This window comes from Acetobacter indonesiensis (genome assembly GCF_000963945.1).
GTDB classification, from domain to species: Bacteria; Pseudomonadota; Alphaproteobacteria; order Acetobacterales; family Acetobacteraceae; genus Acetobacter; species Acetobacter indonesiensis.
The window spans coordinates 1-21,060 of the sequence record NZ_BAMW01000092.1 but is presented as its reverse complement, the minus strand read 5'-3'; the positions used below and the strand labels follow the sequence as shown (position 1 = coordinate 21,060).

The 21,060-nt window shown below is 62.0% G+C and carries 31 protein-coding genes; 10 read left to right on the top strand and 21 right to left on the bottom strand.

The annotated features are described in order from the left end of the window. Positions 1–70: 70 nt before the first annotated feature. The 8 genes from Abin_RS15065 to Abin_RS15665 all read right to left on the bottom strand — a co-directional run bounded on the left by Abin_RS15065 (position 71) and on the right by Abin_RS15665 (position 4,488). The gene (locus tag Abin_RS15065) at positions 71–742 is read right to left on the bottom strand and encodes a lytic transglycosylase domain-containing protein (RefSeq protein ID WP_048848425.1); all 672 of its coding nucleotides are present in this window, start codon (positions 740–742) and stop codon (positions 71–73) included. Then, positions 739–1,080, bottom strand: coding sequence for a DUF736 domain-containing protein (locus tag Abin_RS15060; protein WP_048848423.1), 342 nt, complete (start codon positions 1,078–1,080; stop codon positions 739–741). The genes Abin_RS15065 and Abin_RS15060 overlap by 4 nt, the downstream gene beginning before the upstream one ends. Positions 1,081–1,126: 46 nt before the next feature. Next, entirely contained in the window at positions 1,127–1,756 is a 630-nt protein-coding gene (locus tag Abin_RS15055) for a S26 family signal peptidase (RefSeq protein ID WP_048848421.1), read from the bottom strand. Further along, positions 1,753–2,241, bottom strand: a complete 489-nt coding sequence (locus Abin_RS15050; protein WP_048848418.1) for a DUF2840 domain-containing protein — start codon at positions 2,239–2,241, stop codon at positions 1,753–1,755. The genes Abin_RS15055 and Abin_RS15050 overlap by 4 nt, the downstream gene beginning before the upstream one ends. Then, positions 2,238–3,311 (bottom strand): replication initiator protein A, encoded by a 1,074-nt coding sequence (locus Abin_RS15045; protein WP_048848416.1) that lies wholly within the window; start codon positions 3,309–3,311, stop codon positions 2,238–2,240. The genes Abin_RS15050 and Abin_RS15045 overlap by 4 nt, the downstream gene beginning before the upstream one ends. Then, a complete protein-coding gene (locus tag Abin_RS15040; RefSeq protein WP_012553482.1) occupies positions 3,308–3,604 on the bottom strand; it encodes a helix-turn-helix transcriptional regulator in 297 nt (98 codons plus the stop codon). Before Abin_RS15040 ends, Abin_RS15045 begins: the two co-directional genes overlap by 4 nt. A 112-nt stretch (positions 3,605–3,716) precedes the next feature. Then, positions 3,717–4,223, bottom strand: a complete 507-nt coding sequence (locus tag Abin_RS15035; RefSeq protein ID WP_255319377.1) for a DUF2285 domain-containing protein — start codon at positions 4,221–4,223, stop codon at positions 3,717–3,719. Between the two features lie 58 nt (positions 4,224–4,281). Then, positions 4,282–4,488 (bottom strand): transcriptional regulator domain-containing protein, encoded by a 207-nt coding sequence (locus Abin_RS15665; protein WP_084593697.1) that lies wholly within the window; start codon positions 4,486–4,488, stop codon positions 4,282–4,284. 271 nt (positions 4,489–4,759) lie between these two features. Here Abin_RS15665 and Abin_RS15030 point away from each other — a divergent pair, with 271 nt between their 5' ends. After that, positions 4,760–4,993, top strand: a complete 234-nt coding sequence (locus tag Abin_RS15030; protein ID WP_048848409.1) for a helix-turn-helix domain-containing protein — start codon at positions 4,760–4,762, stop codon at positions 4,991–4,993. Positions 4,994–5,019: 26 nt separating this feature from the next. Here the strand turns inward: Abin_RS15030 and Abin_RS15025 are convergent, their stop codons facing one another. The 7 genes from Abin_RS15025 to Abin_RS14995 all read right to left on the bottom strand — a co-directional run bounded on the left by Abin_RS15025 (position 5,020) and on the right by Abin_RS14995 (position 8,945). Beyond that, entirely contained in the window at positions 5,020–5,175 is a 156-nt protein-coding gene (locus Abin_RS15025) for a hypothetical protein (protein ID WP_170237869.1), read from the bottom strand. A gap of 344 nt (positions 5,176–5,519) precedes the next feature. Further along, positions 5,520–5,843, bottom strand: a complete 324-nt coding sequence (locus Abin_RS15020; RefSeq protein WP_035378674.1) for a DUF736 domain-containing protein — start codon at positions 5,841–5,843, stop codon at positions 5,520–5,522. Between the two features lie 18 nt (positions 5,844–5,861). Next, positions 5,862–6,077, bottom strand: coding sequence for a hypothetical protein (locus Abin_RS15015; protein WP_048848404.1), 216 nt, complete (start codon positions 6,075–6,077; stop codon positions 5,862–5,864). Next, entirely contained in the window at positions 6,065–6,250 is a 186-nt protein-coding gene (locus Abin_RS15010; protein ID WP_146867703.1) for a hypothetical protein, read from the bottom strand. The genes Abin_RS15015 and Abin_RS15010 overlap by 13 nt, the downstream gene beginning before the upstream one ends. A 114-nt stretch (positions 6,251–6,364) precedes the next feature. Beyond that, positions 6,365–6,553 (bottom strand): hypothetical protein, encoded by a 189-nt coding sequence (locus Abin_RS15005; protein WP_146867704.1) that lies wholly within the window; start codon positions 6,551–6,553, stop codon positions 6,365–6,367. Positions 6,554–6,613: 60 nt separating this feature from the next. Next, a complete protein-coding gene (locus Abin_RS15000) occupies positions 6,614–7,549 on the bottom strand; it encodes a DUF2493 domain-containing protein (protein ID WP_048848402.1) in 936 nt (311 codons plus the stop codon). Between the two features lie 316 nt (positions 7,550–7,865). Further along, positions 7,866–8,945 carry a DUF7146 domain-containing protein gene (locus Abin_RS14995; RefSeq protein ID WP_048848400.1) on the bottom strand — a complete coding sequence of 360 codons (1,080 nt, stop codon included), beginning with the start codon at positions 8,943–8,945 and terminating at the stop codon, positions 7,866–7,868. An 89-nt stretch (positions 8,946–9,034) separates the two neighbouring features. Between Abin_RS14995 and Abin_RS14990 the strand changes: the two genes are divergently transcribed. Next, a complete protein-coding gene (locus tag Abin_RS14990; RefSeq protein ID WP_048848398.1) occupies positions 9,035–9,310 on the top strand; it encodes an HU family DNA-binding protein in 276 nt (91 codons plus the stop codon). 77 nt (positions 9,311–9,387) lie between these two features. Here the strand turns inward: Abin_RS14990 and Abin_RS14985 are convergent, their stop codons facing one another. The 3 genes from Abin_RS14985 to Abin_RS14975 form a co-directional block, all read right to left on the bottom strand. After that, on the bottom strand, positions 9,388–10,590 hold the full coding sequence (locus Abin_RS14985) for a hypothetical protein (protein WP_048848396.1): 1,203 nt from the start codon (positions 10,588–10,590) through the stop codon (positions 9,388–9,390). A gap of 312 nt (positions 10,591–10,902) precedes the next feature. Continuing rightward, positions 10,903–12,123: a chromate efflux transporter gene (gene chrA / locus Abin_RS14980; protein ID WP_003618732.1), complete on the bottom strand. Its 1,221-nt coding sequence runs from the start codon at positions 12,121–12,123 to the stop codon at positions 10,903–10,905. 164 nt (positions 12,124–12,287) lie between these two features. Then, positions 12,288–12,890, bottom strand: a complete 603-nt coding sequence (locus Abin_RS14975; protein WP_003618731.1) for a cytochrome b — start codon at positions 12,888–12,890, stop codon at positions 12,288–12,290. A gap of 163 nt (positions 12,891–13,053) precedes the next feature. Between Abin_RS14975 and Abin_RS14970 the strand changes: the two genes are divergently transcribed. From Abin_RS14970 to mazF, 8 genes are all read left to right on the top strand, one after another. Next, the gene (locus tag Abin_RS14970; RefSeq protein WP_035379753.1) at positions 13,054–13,749 is read left to right on the top strand and encodes a VIT1/CCC1 transporter family protein; all 696 of its coding nucleotides are present in this window, start codon (positions 13,054–13,056) and stop codon (positions 13,747–13,749) included. Between the two features lie 77 nt (positions 13,750–13,826). Continuing rightward, a complete protein-coding gene (locus Abin_RS14965; RefSeq protein ID WP_035379755.1) occupies positions 13,827–14,180 on the top strand; it encodes an ArsR/SmtB family transcription factor in 354 nt (117 codons plus the stop codon). Then, positions 14,177–14,599 (top strand): arsenate reductase (glutaredoxin), encoded by a 423-nt coding sequence (gene arsC, locus Abin_RS14960; RefSeq protein ID WP_048848495.1) that lies wholly within the window; start codon positions 14,177–14,179, stop codon positions 14,597–14,599. Before Abin_RS14965 ends, arsC begins: the two co-directional genes overlap by 4 nt. After that, positions 14,599–15,894: an arsenic transporter gene (locus Abin_RS14955; protein WP_048848394.1), complete on the top strand. Its 1,296-nt coding sequence runs from the start codon at positions 14,599–14,601 to the stop codon at positions 15,892–15,894. The genes arsC and Abin_RS14955 overlap by 1 nt, the downstream gene beginning before the upstream one ends. A 23-nt stretch (positions 15,895–15,917) precedes the next feature. Continuing rightward, a complete protein-coding gene (gene arsH / locus Abin_RS14950) occupies positions 15,918–16,616 on the top strand; it encodes an arsenical resistance protein ArsH (RefSeq protein WP_048848494.1) in 699 nt (232 codons plus the stop codon). 8 nt (positions 16,617–16,624) lie between these two features. Continuing rightward, positions 16,625–17,704, top strand: a complete 1,080-nt coding sequence (locus Abin_RS14945; RefSeq protein WP_048848392.1) for an ArsO family NAD(P)H-dependent flavin-containing monooxygenase — start codon at positions 16,625–16,627, stop codon at positions 17,702–17,704. A 201-nt stretch (positions 17,705–17,905) separates the two neighbouring features. Next, entirely contained in the window at positions 17,906–18,148 is a 243-nt protein-coding gene (locus Abin_RS14940) for an AbrB/MazE/SpoVT family DNA-binding domain-containing protein (RefSeq protein ID WP_003618721.1), read from the top strand. Beyond that, a complete protein-coding gene (mazF, locus tag Abin_RS14935; protein ID WP_003618720.1) occupies positions 18,149–18,478 on the top strand; it encodes an endoribonuclease MazF in 330 nt (109 codons plus the stop codon). A gap of 200 nt (positions 18,479–18,678) precedes the next feature. Here mazF and Abin_RS14930 read toward each other — a convergent pair whose 3' ends face one another. The 3 genes from Abin_RS14930 to Abin_RS14920 all read right to left on the bottom strand — a co-directional run. Continuing rightward, positions 18,679–19,752, bottom strand: a complete 1,074-nt coding sequence (locus tag Abin_RS14930; RefSeq protein WP_003618718.1) for an alkene reductase — start codon at positions 19,750–19,752, stop codon at positions 18,679–18,681. Between the two features lie 254 nt (positions 19,753–20,006). Then, positions 20,007–20,690, bottom strand: a complete 684-nt coding sequence (locus Abin_RS14925; RefSeq protein WP_003618716.1) for a YoaK family protein — start codon at positions 20,688–20,690, stop codon at positions 20,007–20,009. Next, the coding region (locus Abin_RS14920; RefSeq protein ID WP_048848389.1) for a cation:proton antiporter domain-containing protein at positions 20,690–21,060 on the bottom strand (371 nt) is incomplete at its 5' end. The genes Abin_RS14920 and Abin_RS14925, both read right to left, overlap by 1 nt.

Genomic DNA, 21,060 nt, shown 5'->3' with positions numbered 1-21,060 from the left:
ACCGAGCCGCGATGTGCGGCCTTTTATCCAGCCCTAACTTTTTCTGCCCTTTTTCCGGGGTTTTCACGCCTCACTGGACCTGATCCGCTCCCCTCAGCGGGACCATGCCGGACCTCTCCCCGGCATGCCCTGCGAAGAGGTCGTCGGGAGCAGTAACATGACGTGCCGTGGGTGCTCGAAACGCATCGGACTGGCCTGAAACGAAGAGCGCAGACGTCATCCAGGAACGAGCCGGAAAGGACAAAAAAGAAATGGGAAGATGGAGGTCAGACGATGGGGTTTTCATCAGCCGTTTGACAAATTCCACGTAAGAGACCGTCTCGCCAGGCAATGGCCTGCCGGTCGCCAGATGATCGTCATAACGACCGGGACCGACGTTGTAGGCGGCGAGAAATCCTGCATCGCCGTAGCGGTCATGCAGCCATCGCAGATAGGCTGCACCAGCCGCAATATTGTCGTGCGGATCGAAAGGATCGGCCCCCAGATTGAGCGTTCGCCGGACATCCTTCCATGTGTCCGGCATGAGTTGCATCAGCCCCATTGCACCGGCGGCGGAAACCGCATGTGGATCACCGGCACTTTCGGCATGGAGGACGGCCCGCACCCACGTCGCCGGGATCGCATTCCGTGCCGCCGCCTGTCGCACCAGATAGTCGAAATCCTGGGCATGAACAGGGACGGGCGAGAGCGGCAGCGCGAGCACGGCCAACACGCCGGCGGACATGAAAAACCGGGTGTTCATTCCCGACCTCCCGGACGTTTTGCAGACCGGTTCCAGACCAGTTGCCACTCACGCCCGCCGCGCCCGGCCTGGAACAGCGTGGCGCGGATTGGCTGCATGAACGAGGGATCGTCCAGAACCACGGATACATACTCGCCGGCACGTTCCCCGGTGCGTTTCCACCCGGCACCGATCTCCAATGCTGAATCGCCTTCACCGAGATGGATGCGATAATCGGGTGCATGTTCCGCGCCATTGCTTTCCGCTGGCACAAACGTCAGTTCGGCATCCAGCGACAGGGTGCGCACCCGTCCGGCGAAACCATCCGACGTCCGGGTGAAAAAACCGATCTGGCTCATGAGAGAAGTCCTTTCGGGAGTATGAAAATTCAATGGCTGGCGCCCATCATTGAATGGGTGGTTCACCGGGTTTCATGGGCATCATGGGCGGCGCCAGAAGCGGTTGCTCCCGGATCGGAGCGCCGGGTTCCGGAAGGGGATGAAAATGCGGCGGTGGTGGCTCGGCCTCACCTGTGCGGACATGAACCGGCACGGCGCGACCGATGACGGTGTCCATCGACAGGATGCCGAAATACCGCCCGTCCAGACTGGTCGGCACGGCGGCGTTCATGACGAACACCTGCCACGGTTCAATGCGTTGGCAGCCCTGCCAGACCGGCAGCTTGCGGCCCCGATGGTCAACGGTCTTCGCATCGCCGGCCGCCTTACCGTCGATGGTGACGTGGACGCCGATGCGACAGACACTTTGCCCCGCCAGTGCTGCCACAGGCTTGAGCAGCGGCACGCCGAACGGCAGGTAGCCGCGTGTGGCCAGCAGCGTGGCCTCGCGTTCCGGCAGGCGGATGGCAACGATGTCGCCGACGCGCACCGGAACCGTGTGCTGGATGCGATACAACCCGACCGGAACACTCGCTGTCTCGTTCCAGACCCAGCGCGGCGTGGGATGAAACGCCAGCGAGGCGCCCACGCCGAGCACGGCAAAATACGAGGTGAAAAGCCAGGCGCGCCGGGTCATGACATGGCCCTCCTGCGCAGCCATGCCTGGTGCCGCTCGCACGTATAGGGACGTGGCTCCTGGGCCGCCGTGAGCCGGTGATGCAGATGCCGCCAGTGATCGGGACAGGCAGCGGTGGGATCGATCCCCAGCGCCTCCACGCCGTCGATCGCCGCCAGCACTCGACGCACTTTTGGCCAGCCGCTCTGGCGCAAGAGACTCTCACCACCGGGACGCACAAAGGGCACCGTCTGGCAGGATTCCTGAGCCCCCACGGCCCGCACGATGTCGATGCAGGACACCACGGTGCCGAAATCGTTCGCGGCCCAGCGGATGAACGCGAACACGCTGTCAGGCGTGAAGCTCATCAGCCTGCGCCGACGATCGAGAATGCGGTCCTCGACGGGATGCCCGAAGCGGATCCAGTGTTCGATGCGCTTCTCGATCCAGGTCAGTTCGACCGTGGTGAGGGCATCGCCCTTCGGCTGGAAAGAACGGGCAGTCATGGGACACCGACCAGGCGATCCGCGACCGCTTCCCGAGCCTTTTCTCCACGTCCCGACCGGGCGGCCGGAAGGGGAGCGAAAAGACCGAAATCCCCTACATAATAAGTTATTATATTAGTTATATAAGTTACGGGGCTGATTCCGCTTTTGAAAACAATGCATTGCGACGTTTTCTGCACCGTCAGCAACGGTATTTCCGCACCGTGAGCAATGGTATGATCCGCATCCTGACCAACGGTAGGATTCACACGGTTATCCACAGAACCGGTGGATGATACCGTTGGAGAAATACGCAGGACTGGCTGTTTTCCGCCATAAATGACCTTGCAGTCGTAACCTGGGACGACTTGGCGACGGACAATGCCGGCGACGTCGATCACGAAATTCCGCCAGGGAGAGAGGGTGCCGGACCGGGCATGAAGATCACGAAGATCGAAACGCCACCCGTCTTTCTGCCGACCAGCATGTCGGCGCGCCAGACGGTAAAGCCACCGCTCCAGACCGCCATAAAGGCGGAAATAGGCGGGATCGACGCTCAGGACATGAGAGCGATCACAGGCCATCTCCATGAGCCAGTCCGGCAGGGTCAGGGCTACCCCATCCTCACGGGAAATCCGGACGTCACTGATCCAGGCGAACGGCTTCTCGCGCCACTCCGGCCCCTGCCGCAGGCTGGTGGTGACGCGTGTTTCCGCCAGACGCGCGAGGGCGCCATGAAGTCGGCGATACTGGTGGGTGCCGTCAGCCCATCCCAGATCCTGGAACAGGCGCCAGGGCGTGAAGCGCACATGGCGCGACACCCACAGATCATGATTGAGGGCATCGACGATCTGGCCGGTCAGCCAAAGCAGGATATCGGCGTCCCGGATCGTCGCCATGCCCAGAGGAGCCGAGGCTTCGACAACGATCTCCATCTGACGCGAGCGGTAGCGAAGAGGCTCAAGGCGCGCCATGTGCCCCAGCGCGAAAAACGGACGCCCCATCAGATCACGGATGTCACGGGGTCGTGCCGGTCCCGTGACAACAAAGCGCCGGTCGGGCTGGCGCCAGCTATCGGCGGCCGGCCTCATCGTCCGGCACTCCGCTGCGCCTTGCGGGCCTTCGCCTGCAAGCGGATGATGTAGGCGCGAGGATCGGATGGCATGGGAATGCCGCCACCATCCCCGGTGGACAGCCGGACGTTCAGATCGGCCCAGGCGCAGAGGTCTTCCACGGCATAGACGATCCGGCCGCCAAGCTGGCGGTAGAGCGGACCGGTGCCGCAACTCCGGTGTTTTTCGAGGGTACGGATGGACAGGCCAACGAAATTGGCCGCGTCCGGGGTGCGCAGATAGCGCGGTGGCAGTGTCGGCTGGACACGCATGGGGTCTTCCTCCCGGTGGATCGGGCCGCGTGCGGAATGTCGCGGCTCATGGGAGGACGCTGCCGGAGAATGGGACTTGGGGAGGGATGACAAAGTTCAGGCCGCCAGACTGTCACCCCCCCTGCTTCAGCCCCTGAAGGAGAGCGATGTGACCGCCGTTCAGGTAGAACCCGGTGCCGTCGAGGTCGCGGTAGAAAGCCCGGTGCCATGAACTGGCACGCCATTCATTGCGGGACAGGTGCAGGATGCGCTCGCCATAGAGACCAGCCGCGATCCGGCGCACTGTCACCCCCGTGCGCCGGCCTTCGGCGATGCAGAGCATGCGAATCTGCCGGAGTTTCTGCTGCGGACTCAGGCGCAAGGTGGAGGGAAGAGGACCGGGCGCCTGGCCGACGAGCAGGCGCCCGAAGCGCGCGACGCAGGCCAGACGGGTCGCGAGGTGCCTATCGTCGATGACGAACCAGGTTCCTGACGCGTCGGGTTGCCGATCGACGACTATGACAAGGCGCAGCGGACCCGCTACGCTGTCCAGCACGAGATGGATGCCATCGGGACCGTCATGTCGTGCCCGCGCGTACGGCGTGAGACGGGACAGAATGTCACCCCCGTCGCCACGCACAGCGACCTCCGGCGCGATGTCCGGATCCCAGAAAGCGGGGGCAAGCCAGGCGGGGAGATCAGGATCGACAGGGAAAACGCAACCCCCAGCGACGGGCAAAAGCGCGCCATGCCTCGGCGTCAACCTTGCCCGTCGTCATGGTTGCGGCATGATCGCGCCGGTAGGCCGGATTGTGTCGCAGCCATTCCTGGGCGAGACCGGCAGGGTCGAGCCCGGCGTAGGCGCGACGAAGGGGTGCGGCATCCCACGGCCGGATTGTCGGCACGTCCCCCTCCCCCGATATGTCATGGATTCGACCCAGTATCCGGTGCGGAACCGGAACGGGTAGTCCCGAAGACTCAGGGAGGTGATCCCGAACATATCCGGCCTGATCGGGATCATTTGGATGGAGATGAAGGATTCAGGCCGCATGGGCGTGAAAGGCCGGTTTTTCCGGCATCACGTGATACCTGCGGAGCATCGCTCCGGCGGGAGAGAAACCGCCCGTGTATTATAATACGTAGCGCGATAATACACAAATCGTTCCTATCCTGCGGATGGACATCCGAGGACTTTTCGGCGCGAACGTGAGGCGCCTGCGACGTGCCGCCGGTCTCAGCCAGGAAGCCCTAGCGGAACGGATGGGCGTGGACCGCGCCTATATCAGCTGGATCGAGACCGGGCGCCAGAACGCGACGCTGCTTTCGTTATGGCATGCGTCACAGGCACTCAACGTACGACCGGCGGCATTACTGGATGAAAATCAGGTTCCGGCGGACGATCAGAAATAGGGTTCCTTGACCCACCCTCTCCGCCCTCAATGGGGCGGTGTCGGCCTGTCTGCTTCGACGTTACCCTGCCGAGCAAGCGCCTCTTTGAGTTCGCGCTCGATCTGCTGCCGCTCGCGGCGGCTGAGGTGAAAGCTGGTCAGTTCGGCCCGCAGCATCTGGATATGGTCGTGGTGCGTGGTCATCGTCCTGCTCCTTTCGTTTCTCGAAGACAGGACGGACGGCTCATGCCGGGGCGGACCGGGTCAGGGATCGCCGCAGGCGACCGGCTCGCCGGCGCGTGGGGGAGCCGATTTTGTCTGGCGTGCCCGGCACGGGTGCGCCGGGCAAAATTGGGGGGACCACGCGTCCTTGACGCGGTGCGCCCTCGCGCATGGTACAATGGGAAGACTGAGGGAAAGCCTCATGTTCCTCCTGCGTCTCACGTCGGGCGACCAGCGCTGCCGCCCGCACCCCGAAAGGGCACGTGGGAAAATGAAAGCCCGGAAGGCCCCGCCCGGGGAGACCGGGCGGGTTGGTGGTGGGGAGCTTACTCCCCGTTCCGGCTGCGGGGCCGGGTCCAGATCAGGGTGTAGCCTTCCCCTTCCTCGTCGGTGAACAGGTTGGCGAAGATCGGGGCGGCGAAGGAAGGATCGTCCAGCTTCAGGCTCAGATAGGTGCGGCCTTCGTTGGAGCGGCGGGTCCATGCGGCGCCGAGTTCAACCCGTCCGAGGTAGACGCGGTAGTTGGGGGCGTTGTCGTTGGCCCGGTTGGTTTCCGCCACCAGGCGGACGTTGCGGGCCTGCAGGGCCAGGGTGACGATTTCGCCTTCGAAGCCTTCGCCCACCTTCTTGAAGGAACCGATGTTAGCCATTGTCGTATCTCCATGCTGTTATCGGGCCGCGACCACCGTGGCCTCGATGGCGATCGACCAGCCGGAGGCGAGCGGCAGAGCACCCTTCAGGGCCAAAGCGCAGCGGAGGACGGCAGGGCCGGAACTTTCTTGTCTCGCGAGGAATGACGGCGCAGCCGTCAGGGGAAGAAAGTTCTGGAACGCCGTTGCGGCCAGCCGATCGAGGCGCAGCCGGTCTTCGGCTAGATCAGCCATCCGACAGAGGCCATGGTGTGCGGACCCGCCAGCCCCATGGAGAGATGATGCCGGCATGACCGGTCCGACAGGTGGGGAACGTGCGACACAGAAGAATATCGCGCTCGCCCGGTGCGACCGTCTTCCATGCTGGTGGCGCGGGCTGCGGCCTGACACCCGCCCCCGACTGCCACGTCCCTGCTGCGAACGGTTCGGGCCGCATCCTACGGACCCGTCGTTCCAACGAAGGCCTACCAGCCGGTTGCCCGCTGGACGATCCCTCCTTCGCCGCTGCTGTTTCGACCTGTTCACCGACGAGGAAGGGTGCCATCGCCTCCGTCATCCATCGTCCCCGCAGTTGGAATGGGGCGAAAGGTCACGCCCCGCCCCCGTTCTCTCCGGGTGGGGCCTTCCGGGGCGCGGTCCATCCGATTTGCTTCAACCGGCAGCGCGGGCAACGGGGAGCCCGACGGACAGTTCTGATCGATCGGCGCCATGCGAAAAATCGAGAGTAGCGATCATCATTCCCGGGATGTGTTTAAAGGAGACAATGGCGCTTACGCGCCACTGTCCTTGCGGAACCTCCAGACCGGGATGCCCATCTGCTTCGCCTTGTCGGCCAGATTGTCCTGTATGCCCGATCCCGGAAACACCATGACGCCGACGGGCAGGACTTTCAGCAGGGCGTCGTTACGCCGGAACGGGGCGGCTTTGCCGTGCCGGTTCCAGTCGGGTTTGAAGGCAATCTGCGGAATTTCGCGGTGATCGGCCCAGCGGGAGGCAATGAATTCGGCCCCCTTGGGTGAACCGCCATGCAACAGCACCATGTCGGGATGCTTCTCGCGCACCTTGTCCAGACGGTTCCAGATGAGGAGATGATCCTCGTAATCAGGGCCGCCTGTCACCGCGACCTTTGGTCCGGGGGGCACCAGCAGTTCGGTTTCGGCCTTGCGGCGGGCATTGAGGAAATCGCGGCTGTCAATCATCGACGCCGTCAGCGTACTGCGGCTGACCAGTGAGCCGGAGCGTGGCCGCCAAGGCGACATCGTCAGGCGTTCGAACTGGTCGCAGGCGAGGTCGCGGAAGATCTCGTAAGCGTTGCGTCGTTCCAGCAGGGTCAGGCCCTCGGCGATGAGGCGCTCCAGTTCCACCGAGCGGATTTCGCTGCCATCCTGTTCCTGCTGGCAGCGTTTCTGCGCCTGCTCGTTACGGTCAAGATCACGCTCCACCTGCCCGACCATGCGGTGAAAGACATTGACGGTGGACCAGATCAGCGGTTCGAGATCGGGTTCCAGCCGGGTTTCGGTCAGCGTGGCTGACAGGGCGTCGAAGATATCAGCCACCGCGCCCTCGATCTGGCTGGCGTCAGGCAGCGGCCTCGGGTCCGGCTCGTCCTCAAAGGGACGGTGGCCGTAAAGCTGGAGTTCGGCCAGCACATGGGCGGTGGAAGATGTGGCGTGTACGGGTTCGAAATCGTCCTGTGTGCGGGTCACGGGTCTGTCCTCCGGTCTCGGCCGCGCCCCTCGCGGCCTTTCCGGGGGCGGATAGCGGCAGACGAAGGTCGGGCCGGAACCGCGCAACGCGCGGCCGGAACGCAGTGGAGGATGGCAGGGAGGCGGCTATTTTGCTTCGCGATGCAAAGCGCGGCACGCGCGGCGGGAAATAGCCGGCTCCGCCATTGCAGGCCCGGCCTGGCTGACGCCCGCTCCCCTCCAGAAAAGGCCGCGGGCGCGCCCCATCCGGAAAACAGGACAGCCCTCACACCACGCCGGAAAGATGATGACCCTCACACCCCCTTCCCGGCCCGCCTCAGTGCGTGACCGGATGCAGGAACCGCGCCACGTCCTGCGGGGCAAGCTGGGGGTGCAGGATCGCCCGCATCGCCCCACGCCCGAGGTAGCGAAGATCATCGTTAAAGTCCGCCAGACGCGGTGACAGCACGAGGCAGTCGATCCCGGCTTCCTGCGTCCGGGCCTGCAGGGTCGTCACCGCATGGTCCCCGGCCGGGTCGTCATCACGCAGCACATAGAGGCGGCGCAGCGTGGGCGAAAACGCCATGGCGGCGAGATGCGCCGAGGACAGGCACGCGGCCAGTGGCAGATCGGGCATGACTTCCCGGAGCGAGAGCACCGTCTCGATGCCCTCGCCTGCCGCCAGAACGTCGGACACCGCGCCAGAGCGCACGGCGTGGCCGAGCAGGTCGCCCATGGCCCGACGGGGCATGGCGACGGGCGCCTTGCCCTTTCCGTCCCGCGCCAGCCAGGTGCGATGGACGCCGGTCAGAGCGCCGTTGAGATCGGTCACGGCGGCGATCATGGCGGGCCAGGTCTCGGTTGGACTGTCAGCATTGGCCCGGTAGTAGCAATCCGGGTGCAATCGCAGCGATGGCAGGTCCGTCAGGCGGGTGAGGTCACGATGGCGCAGCCAGGTTTCCGCCAAGGTGCCCGCAATCGGGCGGGACATGGACCAGAGCCTTCGTGCGGCGTCTGCGGTGCCAGATGCCTGCGGGGAAGCGTCATGCCCGAACGCATCGGAACGGCCACGATCAGAGGGCTGTCGTGGCTCTGGTTGCGGCAGGCAGAGAAAGCGCCGGGCCTCATCGGCGACATCACGAAAATCCAGCAGCCCGAGGCTTTCACGGATGATGTCAAGCAGATCGCCATGCTGCCCCGTCGCACCATCCGTCCATTTACCCGCGCGACCACGCCCGCCCAGACCACCATGCAGGCGGACATAGAGCGACCGTCCCGGCGTGTTGTGGACGTCGCCGACCAGCCAGTAATTGCCGTGCCGTCGCCCGGCCGAGAGGTAATGGCGACAGACCACTTCGGCGTTCTCGGCCAGCCTGCGGGCCAGATCGCCAGCATCCCCTGACTGCGTATTGGTCATCTCCCCCTCCCTGCAGGCTTGATGCCGCCATGATTCCCCCGTAACGGCAGAGGCAACGGGCACAGGCCCGAATGCAAAAGGATAGTCCCATGAAGATTGCCGATCTGGTCGATCATATCGCCACCACCACCGACACGAGCAAGACTGATACCCGCAAGGTGCTGGACGCGCTGATCGACACCATGACCGCTGCCGCCAAAGCGGGTGACGAAATCACCCTGCCGAACTTCGGCAAGTTCAAGGTGAAAGAAGTCGCCGCCCGCGAAGGCCGCAACCCGGCCACGGGTGCGACCATCCAGATCGCAGCCTCGCGCAAGCTGGCCTTCACGCCTGCCAAGGCGCTCAAGGACAGCCTGAACGACTGACCTGCCGACAGGCAAAAGGCGGCGGACCTCGTCCGCCGCCCCTTCCCCATCACGCTGGCCTCTGATGATGGACGCATTCATCCGACCTTCTCCATCAGCTTTCGTGCCCTGCCCTCCAGATCCAGCCGCGTGTCCTGGTTGGTCTTCGTTCGCGCCAGCGCCGTGATCCCCTGCACGAAATCGAACACGCTCTCGGGCTTGCGTCCCTCCTCGTGCAGCACGGTTTCGATGATCCTGCTAGTTTCCGGTTTCGAGAACCCACGACGACGCAGGAAGGCTTCGCGATCGTCATCGGTTCTGGCCACCAGCGCCTTGCGCGAGGCCTGAATACCAGAGACGAACGATGCCGGGCTGGCCGTAGCGAAATTCCGCAGGGCCGGTGTGGCCTGATGCACGAAACGGGAAGCAGCAAACTTGCTATGCCGGATCGTGATCTGTTCGAAATTTTCCACACCCCAGAGCATTCTATTTTGGCACACCCCGCGCAGGTAGAATGACGCAATGCCGAGGCTCTTGCTACCGACCTCGCTGTTCCAGGCGTAGAAGCCCCGGAAATAGAGATCGGGATCGCCGTTGGGCAGGCGTCCGGCCTCGATCGGATGTGTATCGTCGACGAGAAACAGGAAGACATCGCGATCCGATGCGTAGAGCGTCGTGGTTTCCCTGGTGATGTCCACATACGGATTATGGGTCATGGTGGCCCAGTCGATCACGCCCGGCACCTTCCAGTTTGTGTCGCCGGTGCCATCACCAGCAATTTTCCGCACCGCGCCGACCAGTTCATGGTCCCAGATACGGCCGTAATCGGGACCGGTTACAGCGCGCAGCTCGACGCGCCCGTCTTCGGTTTCCAGCGTTTTCACCAGCTCGGCCCTATGCGACAGCAGCCCGTGCTGCAGGTTGATCGCCGCCAGTGAGGCCGGCAGGTTACGCAAGTACGACGATGGCGCACCGACCAGGCTGCACATCTGGCCGAACGACCAGTGGGTGGGTGCGATCGGGTCATTCTGCCCCGGCACGGTCAGGGTCAGGCGCTCGGCATTGTCGCGGCTCGCCTCCACTCGGATGGCGCGGCTTTCTACCGTGCGGGCCGTGGCGCGCTCGGCACGGCCAAGAGTGGCCGCGTGCAAATCAGATAGGGACAGATACCGCTCGTCATCGGGGCGCGAGAACCATTCGGACGAGACGCGGGCACTACGCTCCCCGCGCGAAGGATCGATCCGGAAGCCGCCGGACGCCGCACCACGGAACGCAGGGGGCAGGATGGTGGTTGTGGTCATGGAAAACTCTCCTCTGATACCGGTTATTCGGCACCAGAGGCGAAACCACCCTCTTCCTCCTATGACTACTTCCCGCGCGGGACCCCATCCGACCACGGAGACACCCTGCCCCTCGTTCCGCAACACGGCGAGGCCGCAGCCTCGCCGAAATCACGACGGCAACGGGGGGTAAACTGCCTGTCCGTTTTCTGGCTGACTTACACAGGAAACGGCCGAAACATGGCCCTTATAACGACGCGCCATTATTGAAGTGTGCGTTGAAAAACGGTATGGCGATCACGCGTCGATGCACGTCGCTGACTGAACATTTCATTATGCTGCCTGCCCAATGACGACCCCTCCCAGCGCGCTGATACCGACTACCACCAGGGGTGGCGCCCGCCAGACGGTCAGCAGGACGAAACCGACCAGCACGATCCCGAAATCCGCCGCCGACCTGACCGCGCTCGTCCAGACCGGTGTATAGAGCGCCGCCCCCAGCAGGCCCACGACCGCTGCGTTGACGCCGCGCATCGTCGCCTGAACGGCCCGCTGGCTGCGGAAGGTGTCCCAGAAGGGCAAAGCTCCGATCAGGACCAGGATGCCCGGCAGAAAGATGCCGAAAAGACCGAAAGCGGCACCGGCAACACCGTGGGGAGATTGCCCGACGACCGCGCCGAGATAGGCCGCGAACGTGAAAAGCGGCCCCGGAACCGCCTGTGCCGCGCCATAACCGGCGAGAAAGGTGTCGTCGCTGACCCAGCCCGATGTCACGAAAGCCTCGTGCAGCAAGGGCAGCACGACATGACCGCCACCGAACACGAGCGCGCCTGACCGGTAGAAGGCGTCGAACAGGGAAACGCCCTCTGGTGCGCCATGGCGGGCGAGAACGGGCAGACCGAAGAGCAACGCCAGAAAGAGAGCCAGTGCGACGATCCCTGCACGATGCGATACGGGCACTGTAATATGCTCGCCATCTGACGTCTGCACAGAGCGGCAAAGCCACAAGCCGGCGAGGCCCCCGAGAACGATGGCCGCGATCTGGGCAAGCGGTGAGATGGCGAACAGAACGATGAGCGCGGCCGTGACCGCGATCGAAGCTCGCGTCCGGTCCGGACACAGCGTGCGCGCCATGCCCCATACGGCCTGTGCGACGATGGCGACGGCGACGAGTTTCAGTCCATGCAGAAGGCCTGCACCAGTCGGGCCGGCAAGCGCGTTCGCGCCATAGGCGAAGAGGACCAGTATAAGTGCCGAAGGCAGGGTGAACCCCGCCCACGCCGCAAAACCGCCTGCATAACCGGCCCGCATCAGGCCAATGGAAAATCCCACCTGGCTGCTCGCGGGACCGGGCAGGAACTGACACAGCCCGACGAGATCGGCATAGGCGCGCTCATTGAGCCACCGGCGTCGGACGACGAATTCGTCCCGGAAATACCCGATATGCGCGATCGGCCCGCCGAAGCAGGTGACGCCCAGCCTGAGAAAGATGAGGAGCACCTCAAGAGCCGACCCCGGTCTTTCTGGTCCCACGCCACGCGGCACGATCGTCATTGGGTCGATACTTTCTTATTTTCCCGTTCGACAGGAGACAATTCCCATGAACCGGCATTCATGTGGAGCTGCTGATGACAACAAAAAAATCATCACTTCTGGCTTGTTGGCGACCCAGCATCACGGTGTGCCCAGTCATACAATCAGACAGGATACTGACCGCCTCACTGACGGAGCAAGAAACACTGCGGCAACATGCGCCCGAGAACTTTGTCCTTCAGGACGAACTGATGAAAAAGCGCCGCCGCGCCATGGCCTGTCGCAAGACCCATAATCAACCAGGCGTTCCAGTAATGTAGCGTCTGAAACCACGTCACGGTTTCCGCCGGGAACCGCGCGAACGGGGATGGAATCAGGAGGCCGAAAAAACTCATCGTCTGCCCGGCACCCCATCGCCAGAGATAGCCCAGCAAGATTTCCGCCAGAAGCAGCACATAGAGCGTGTACTCTGCTCCAAGGGCGAATACCCGGTCCACAGGCACGAGAAGGTCCGACAGATGCCGGCCTTTCGTCAGACGCCAGACAATGCGGAACACCATAATTGCGGTCAGCAGGATGCCGGCTGTCAGATGCGCGACCACCATCAGATGATGGACGGGTTTTGTTGGCCAGTTCCAGGTTTCGCCAAGAGCAAACTGAAGCAGCACCAGAAAGGCCGTCATCCAGTGAAGGATGATCGTCGGCCTGTCGTAACGCAGCAGGCTATCTGTGATGTCCGGCGTTGAATAAGGCATATACGTCTCGGCAAAAAAGAACCCTGAATCCACTTCCGTATCATGCTTACCTGACAGGATTCTGAACAGAACAGATTTTCCTAAAACATAAACAATATTGAAAATAACTCGCAATATCAGAATGAAATATCTGTTGTCGCGGCAAATGATGCATCTTAACCTTTATTTGTATTCACCAGAAGCAGCAGGTCATCTTATGTCGCGTCTCCATCCTTTGGCCGAACGTCATGCCGTCGAGAAACTGGGATGGCTGCGTGCGGCTGTTCTCGGCGCCAATGACGGAACGCTGTCGACCGGCAGCCTCATCGTCGGCGTTGCCAGTTCTCATGCGACACGCGGCAGCATTCTCGTCGCGGGACTGTCCGCGCTTGTCGCGGGCGCCCTGTCCATGGCGGCGGGCGAGTATGTCTCGGTCAGTTCCCAGGCCGATTCCGAACACGCCGACATCGCCCGCGAGAAACAGGAACTGGTCACGGACTGGGAGGGCGAAGTCACCGAACTGGCCGGGATTTATCAGAAGAGAGGGCTGGATAAAGACCTCTCGCGCAAGGTCGCCGTTGCCCTCATGAAGCATGATGCGCTCGGTGCCCATGCAAGGGATGAACTGGGTCTGTCCGAAGCCACGGCGGCACGACCCATACAGGCGGCATTCGCCTCAGCAACCGCCTTTTCATCCGGAGCACTACTGCCTGTGCTGGCGGCGGTTCTGACGCCCGTGGCGTGGGTGTCCTGGGGCGTGTCCCTGACGTCCGTCGTGGTTCTCGCTGTTCTGGGGGTCGTTGGCGCGATTGCCGGCGGCGCAGCGCCTCTGCGCCCAGCACTGCGTGTGACGTTCTGGGGTATTGTGGCAATGATCGTCACGGGCGGGATCGGCCGCCTGTTCGGCGTGTGAAGCCGCGTTCCAAGCTCTGAACGAGGCATGTCCTGGGTAGTCTTGACTTCATCCCATATATCTGTGATCGTCGATTTATGGATACAGAATCCGCCCTCGCTGCCCTGAGCGCCCTGTCGCAGTCCACACGGCTGGAGATCTTCCGCCTGCTGGTACGCCACGAACCGGACGGCCTGCCTGCGGGCGAGGTCGCGCGGTATCTCGGTGTCCCGCAAAACACGATCTCGGCCCATCTCGCCACCCTGACCCGCGCCGGTCTGCTGACCTCGCAACGCCATAGCCGGCTGATCGTCTATCGTGCGTGCCTTCCGCGCTTGCGCGACCTGATGCTCTTCCTCGTCAGAGACTGCTGTGCGGGCAACCCCGAACTCTGCGCGCCCCTGATCGCGACCCTGTCCTCCTGCTGCCCATCCCGGGAATCCTGCTCATGACCATCACGATCTACCACAACCCAGCCTGCGGCACGTCGCGCAACGTGCTGGCGCTGATCCGCAACAGCGGCGAGGACCCCTGCATCATCGAATATCTGAAAACCCCACCAAGCCGTGCGGAACTGGTCAGTCTGATCGCCCGTATGGGCGTTCCGGTGCGCTCGGTCCTGCGGGAAAAGGGCACGCCCTTTCACGAACTCGGCCTCGATAATCCGGCCCTGAGCGATGATGCGCTGATCGACGCCATGATGGCGCATCCGATCCTGATTAACCGGCCGATCGTCGTCACCCCCCTCGGTGCGGCACTCTGCCGTCCGTCCGAGACGGTTCTGGACATCCTGCCTAACCCGCAGAGAGGTGCTTTCGTCAAAGAGGACGGGGAGAAGATCGTCGATGAATCCGGCAAGCGGATCATCTGATGCTGGCGCTTCTGATTTTCGTTGCCACGCTGGTTTTTGTCATCTGGCAGCCTCGGGGGCTGGGTATCGGCTGGAGTGCCATGGCTGGTGCCGCCGTGGCCCTGGCGGCTGGTGTGATCCACTGGCACGACATTCCTGTCGTCTGGCACCTCGTCTGGGACGCAACCTTTACCTTCATCGCGCTGATCGTCATCTCGCTGTTGCTGGATGAGGCCGGGTTTTTCCATTGGGCCGCCCTGCACGTCGTGCGCTGGGGCAAAGGGCGAGGCCGGACGCTATTCCCGCTGATCGTGGTGCTGGGAGCGGCCATTGCAGCGGTTTTCGCCAATGACGGCGCGGCCCTGCTGCTCACGCCCATTGTCATCGCCATCCTCACTCAACTCCGCCTCAGTCCTGCTGCGGCCCTGGCCTTTATTGTCGCCACGGGCTTCGTCGCCGATACCACCAGCCTGCCGCTAGTGATTTCCAATCTGGTGAACATTGTCAGCGCGAATTTCTTCGGCATTGCGTTCGATCGCTATGCCGCGATCATGGTCCCTGTCGATCTGGTAGCACTTGGTGCAACGCTTGCCGTCCTGTGGCTGTGGTATCGGCGGCAGGTGCCTGCGACCTATCCCGTCGCCGAACTGCCAGCACCTGCCACGGCCATTCGCGACCACCAGGTATTCCGGGCGGCATTTCCGCTGCTGGCCCTGGTTCTGGCGGCCTATTTCCTGACCGCGCCGTTTCATATCCCGGTCTGTGTCGTAGCCTGCCTGGCCGCCGGAATCCTCTTGCTCGTCGCCGGATATGGTCGGGTCATCCCTGTTCGCAAGGTGCTGCGGGGCGCACCGTGGCAGATCGTGATCTTCTCGTTGGGTATGTATCTGGTGGTGTATGGCCTGCGCAACGCCGGGCTGACCGACTACCTCGCAATCGTACTGGTCTGGCTCGGCCATCAGGGGCCGTTCATCGCCACCATCGGCACCGGCTTTCTGGCGGCTGTTCTGTCGTCCATCATGAACAATATGCCGAGTGTACTGGTCGGGGCGCTGGCGATCGAGCAGGCACACGACCTCACGCCGCTGACACGCGACCTGATGGTCTATGCCAATGTGATCGGCTGCGACCTCGGGCCGAAATTTACACCGATCGGCAGTCTCGCCACGTTGCTGTGGCTGCATGTGCTGGCATCCAGGAACCATCGGATCACATGGGGGCAGTATATGAAGGTCGGACTGGTGATTACGCCGCCCGTCCTGCTGGCAACACTCGCGGCGCTGGCTCTGTGGCTGCCCTGGATCAGTCACCCGTAATGCACGAATGGACCAATATCACAATGACTGAACCTGACTTGCCGGCCCTCCACCCCGAATATCTTGAACGGGTTGATCTCGCGCGGCTGGAACCGCAACCGCGTGTGGACCATCCGCCGCGCATCCTTCTGCTCTACGGCTCTTTGCGTCCCCGATCCTTCAGCCGGTTGCTGGTGCTTGAGGCAGAACGCATCCTGAAGGTGCTGGGCGCCGAGACACGGGTGTTCGACCCGACCGGCCTGCCGGTAGCGGATTCCGTGCCTGCCACGCATCCGAAAGTGCAGGAACTGCGGGAACTGTCGATCTGGTCGGAAGGCCAGGTCTGGTGCAGCCCTGAACGGCACGGCAACATGACGGCAGTATTCAAGAACCAGATCGACTGGTTGCCCCTGACCGAAGGCTCGATCCGCCCGACGCAGGGCCGCACGCTGGCGGTCATGCAGGTCTCGGGCGGATCGCAGAGCTTCAATTCCGTCAATGCCCTACGGGTGCTGGGCCGGTGGATGCGGATGTTTACCATCCCCAACCAGTCCAGCGTGCCAATGGCCTATACGCAGTTCGGTGACGATGATCGCATGAAGCCGTCCCCCCTCTATGACCGGATGGTGGATGTCATGGAGGAACTGATCAAGTTCACATGGCTGCTGCGGGACCGGGCCGACTACCTCGTGGACCGCTATAGCGAACGGAAGGCGGAATTCCGCCTTCCGGAACGCCTGTGAGCCGGGCAATGGCGGAACAGTTCGATGTTGTGATCGTGGGAGGCGGTCAGGCGGCCCTCGCCGCGTCGTATTTTCTACGACGGACCGGACTGCGTTACGTCATTCTTGATAACGGGACGCAGGCGGGTGGTGCATGGGTGCATGGCTGGGACTCCCTGCATCTGTTTTCACCCGCGTCCTACAGTTCGCTGCCCGGCTGGCCGATGCCAGACACGCCGGATGGCGGCTATCCGACCCGTGACGAGGTGTTGGACTATCTGCACCGCTACGAGGCGCGCTATGCGCCGCCGATCCGCCGTCCTGTAACGGTCGGGCGCGTGGAACGGGCCGGTGGGAAATTCCTGAATATCCGCACAAACGCGGGCGATTTTCTGAGCCGTGCCGTCATCGGTGCGACCGGCACATGGTCGGTCCCGTTCGTTCCTGATGTCGCGGGGCATGAATTCTTTGGCGGGACGCAGATCCATTCCGCGCACTATCAGAGCGCCGCACCTTTTGCCGGTCGGCGCGTGCTCGTGGTCGGTGGCGGCAATTCCGGGGCGCAGATCCTGCCGGAAGTGTCACTGCTCGCGAACGCAACGTGGGTGACGCTGGAGGATCCGGTATTCCTGCCCGACGATGTGGACGGACGGGTTCTGTTCGAACGGGCGACCGCACGTGTTTTGGGCAACGCCGGCGCCATGCCGACAGGAGGCTTTGGCGATATCGTCATGGTGCCACCCGTGCGGGCCGCCAAGGCGCGCGGCGTACTCCACGCGGTACGGCCGTTCGTGCGCATGACGGCAACGGGCGTCGTCTGGCCCGACGGGCGGGAAGAAGCCATTGACGCGATCATCTGGTGTACAGGCTTCCGTCCCGCGCTCTCTGCATTTGCACCACTCGACGTGATCGAGCCGGACGGGCTGATTCACGTGAACGGGCAGCAGGCCATCAGGGAGCCACGCCTGTGGCTGCTGGGGTATGGTTCCTGGTGCGGCCCCGCATCCGCAACCCTCCTGGGGGCGGGCCGTGTCGCGAGATCCATGGTCCGGCAACTGGCGGGCTGGCTTGCGTCGCCGACACAGGATGTCCGCTTACCAAAACCTTGAGCGACTCTCTTTACGACCGACATGTAGGCGACTGCCGCCTGTCTGCTCCTACATCACTGAGCAGACAGGCGGACTAGGGGGGAATGCAGAAGGTCCGGTTTGCATACCTGGCTCATTGGAAGCGGACATTGGCTACTTTTAGCTTGAAACAGAAGTGGCCGAAGGTGTATCTACAATGTAGACACACAAAGGAGAGATCCAATGCATGGGACCGTTCGCAAATGGGGGAACAGCGCTGCCATCCGTCTACCAGCCAATATCCTTGAAGCGGTTCACCTACAGATCAATCAGGCTGTTGATGTCCGGGAAGAAGATGGGCGTATCATCATTCAACCGGTTCACCCTGCTGTCCTTTCGCTGGACACCCTGACTGCCGCCATCACGGATGATAACCGTCACGGTGAAGTGAGTTTTGGGCCTGAAATTGGCGGAGAGATCTGGTAAATGTCAGCATGGGTGCCAGATTGCGGAGACATCGTCTGGCTGGAGTTTGATCCTCAGGCAGGGCGTGAACAATCTGGGCATCGCCCGGCTGTGGTGCTTTCGCCAGTTAGTTACAACAAAAAATCTGGTATGATTGTTTGTTGCCCGACAACGACAAAAATCAAAGGGTATCCCTTTGAAGTGCCTTTGACAGGAGAGCCGACAAGCGTGGTTCTCTCTGATCAGGTTCGCAGTCTTGATTGGCGCGCCAGACGAGCAAAGCATAAAGGTCGGGTCTCCGAAAGAGAACTGGAAGCGGTGCGCGAACGAACAAGACTACTCGTCGGGTGACTGGGGGAAACAGACAGTCGGCTATCGGGATAGAGTTACCGAAAACAGCCTTTCGCAGTGTTCACATTCATGGCAGGGAGTAGAACTATTCAGGTGATTTCGCCTACTTCACGACAAGTATCACGTCGGCGGCTAAATATTTTCTATAGTTCAAATGCAAGTTCCTTCCATTGGAAGGAACTTGCGGGAAAAATAGGGTATCAGCGAGCAAGCGGATAATCCGTATAGCCTTCTGCACCCTGCGAGTACCAGGTGCGGATATCGTCCTTGTTCTGGGGCAGATTGTCTTCCAGACGACGCACGAGGTCCGGATTGGCGAGGAAAGGCCGACCAAACGAAATGGCGTCCGCAACACCGGTAGCGACTGTCTCGATCGCTTCTTCCCGTGTGTAGTCCTGATTCAGAACCAGCGGCTTCCTGAAGACTTCGCGGATCGGACCATGCAGCTTGGGCTGGTCGGTCTTGCCGAACGTGCCGTTCGGTCCGGGCTCGCGCAGTTCAAGGAAAGCGATATCGAGGTCATTCAGCAGCTTTGCGGCCGGCACAAAAACCTGCCCTGGATGACTGTCGATGCAGCCCTGCGTATCGCCATTGGGGGACAGCCTTACTGACGTTTTGTGCGCGCCAATCGTTGCGATCACGCGTTCGGTGACTTCACGCAGGAAGCGGATGCGGTTTTCCGGCGAACCGCCATATTCGTCGGAACGATGATTGGTGCCGTCCCGCAGAAATTCGTCGATCAGATAACCGTTGGCGGCATGAATCTGCACACCGTCAAAGCCTGCCTGAAGGGCATTGCGAGCAGCATTTTCGTAGTCGTTCAGGATGCGGGCAATGTCCTCCTTGGTGAGAGGGCGGGCGACTTCGGGAGCCTGCTTGCCATCGTACGTATGGAGGGCTTCAGGCGCTTTTGTCGCCGAGCAGGACACAGGTTGCTGGCCCGTCACGCTGGAATGAACCATCCGACCCATATGCCAGAGCTGGGCCACAATCTTTCCACCCTTGGCGTGAACTGCGGCGGTGATGGGCTTCCAGGCTTCCACCTGTTCCTGCGACCACAGGCCCGGCGCATACGGCCAGCCAAGACCTTCGCGGCTGATCCCGGTCGCTTCTGAGATGATCAGACCGGCTCCGGCCCGTTGCGCGTAATATTCGGCCATGATGGGGGTGGGCACATGATCACGGGTGCTCCGACCGCGTGTCAGCGGCGCCATGAGAATTCTGTTTTTGGCGTAAATGCTTCCCAGTTCAATCGGCTCAAACAGGCTGGTCATGACAGATCCTTCTTAAAAGATGCAGTTCCTATGAATTTGGGAAGCCTCACGAGGAATACAACAGAAGGCTTACAACCTCGTCTGACTTGAGGTGAGCACTGCCTGTCTGCTGAATTGGTGAAGCCGACAGGCAGATTTGGGGGGGAAGCTGAATGTCGGCTGTCAGGCATGAAAATCTGACCTGACCGAGAGGCAGATTCGCATCATAAACGCGTTACGTCCTGCGTCTGATCCTGACCTGTCAGACAGGGTGTTCAATTATCGTCCTGCCCGGAACGCTCCGTTTTCCAGATATCCCGGTATAGAAAGACAAGGAAAGGGACGGGCCAGAGGAACGGAAAACTACCGTGCAGGGCCAGCCCCGTAGCGGCGGCCATCACGCCTGCCAGAAAAGCCCCCCACGAAAGTAGCGGCAGAAAAATGCTTCCTGCGATAGGGCGAATGTTCCTGTCCGGCGCAATCCATGACGCCATCCATTCCGCAATTCCCGATGCGGCTTTTAACAGGTTTGTCGTCACGACGATCGTGGGCATGGGCGTGCCGGAGAATTTCGCGATCGTTTCGCCCTGCACGGCCAGAAGTGCCGGAAGCACGAGAAATTCTCCCCAGTAACGCAGGGACGATCCCTGAACCGCCTGCGCCAGAACCATGAAGATCGTCATGACCATGACCCCGCAAGCTGGCGACCATAACAGCCGCATCAGGCTGGCCAGAATAGCGGCAAGAAAAAATACGCCCAGCACACCCATCAGAAGCAGGCCGTGCTGCCAGTTCCCACTGATAAACGAGGCGCCCATATGCGTGGTATTGCCGGTCATCGCGCCGGCAAAGACACCGCTCAGATCGACGAAACTCAGGGCATCCACATAGCCTGCGACAAGCCCGAGAATGAGAACCCGCCGGGCGGAAATCGAGACGGGAAGAAGGGAAGACGGCATTACTGCGGCCGGGAGACGATTGACGGATAGAGCCTGCGGGCGACCCGCTCCATGGTCAGCCCCTGCACGATGATGGTGAACACCACGACACCGTAACAGACAGGCAGCAGCAGATCACGCAGGTCTCCGTGCGGCAGGCCAAGCGCCAGAGAAACCGAGATGCCGCCACGCAGGCCGCCCCATGTCAGGATGCCGAGGACACGGCCCCGCTCCCACTGCCGGAGATGAACCGGCAGGGTGGAGAACAGCACACTCAATGCCCGCACGGCAATGGACAGCGGGATCACGGCAAGCGTCGCCAGAACCGTGAACAGATGCGGCGTGATCTCCAGTATTTCAAAGCCGATGAGCATGAACAGCAGGACGTTCA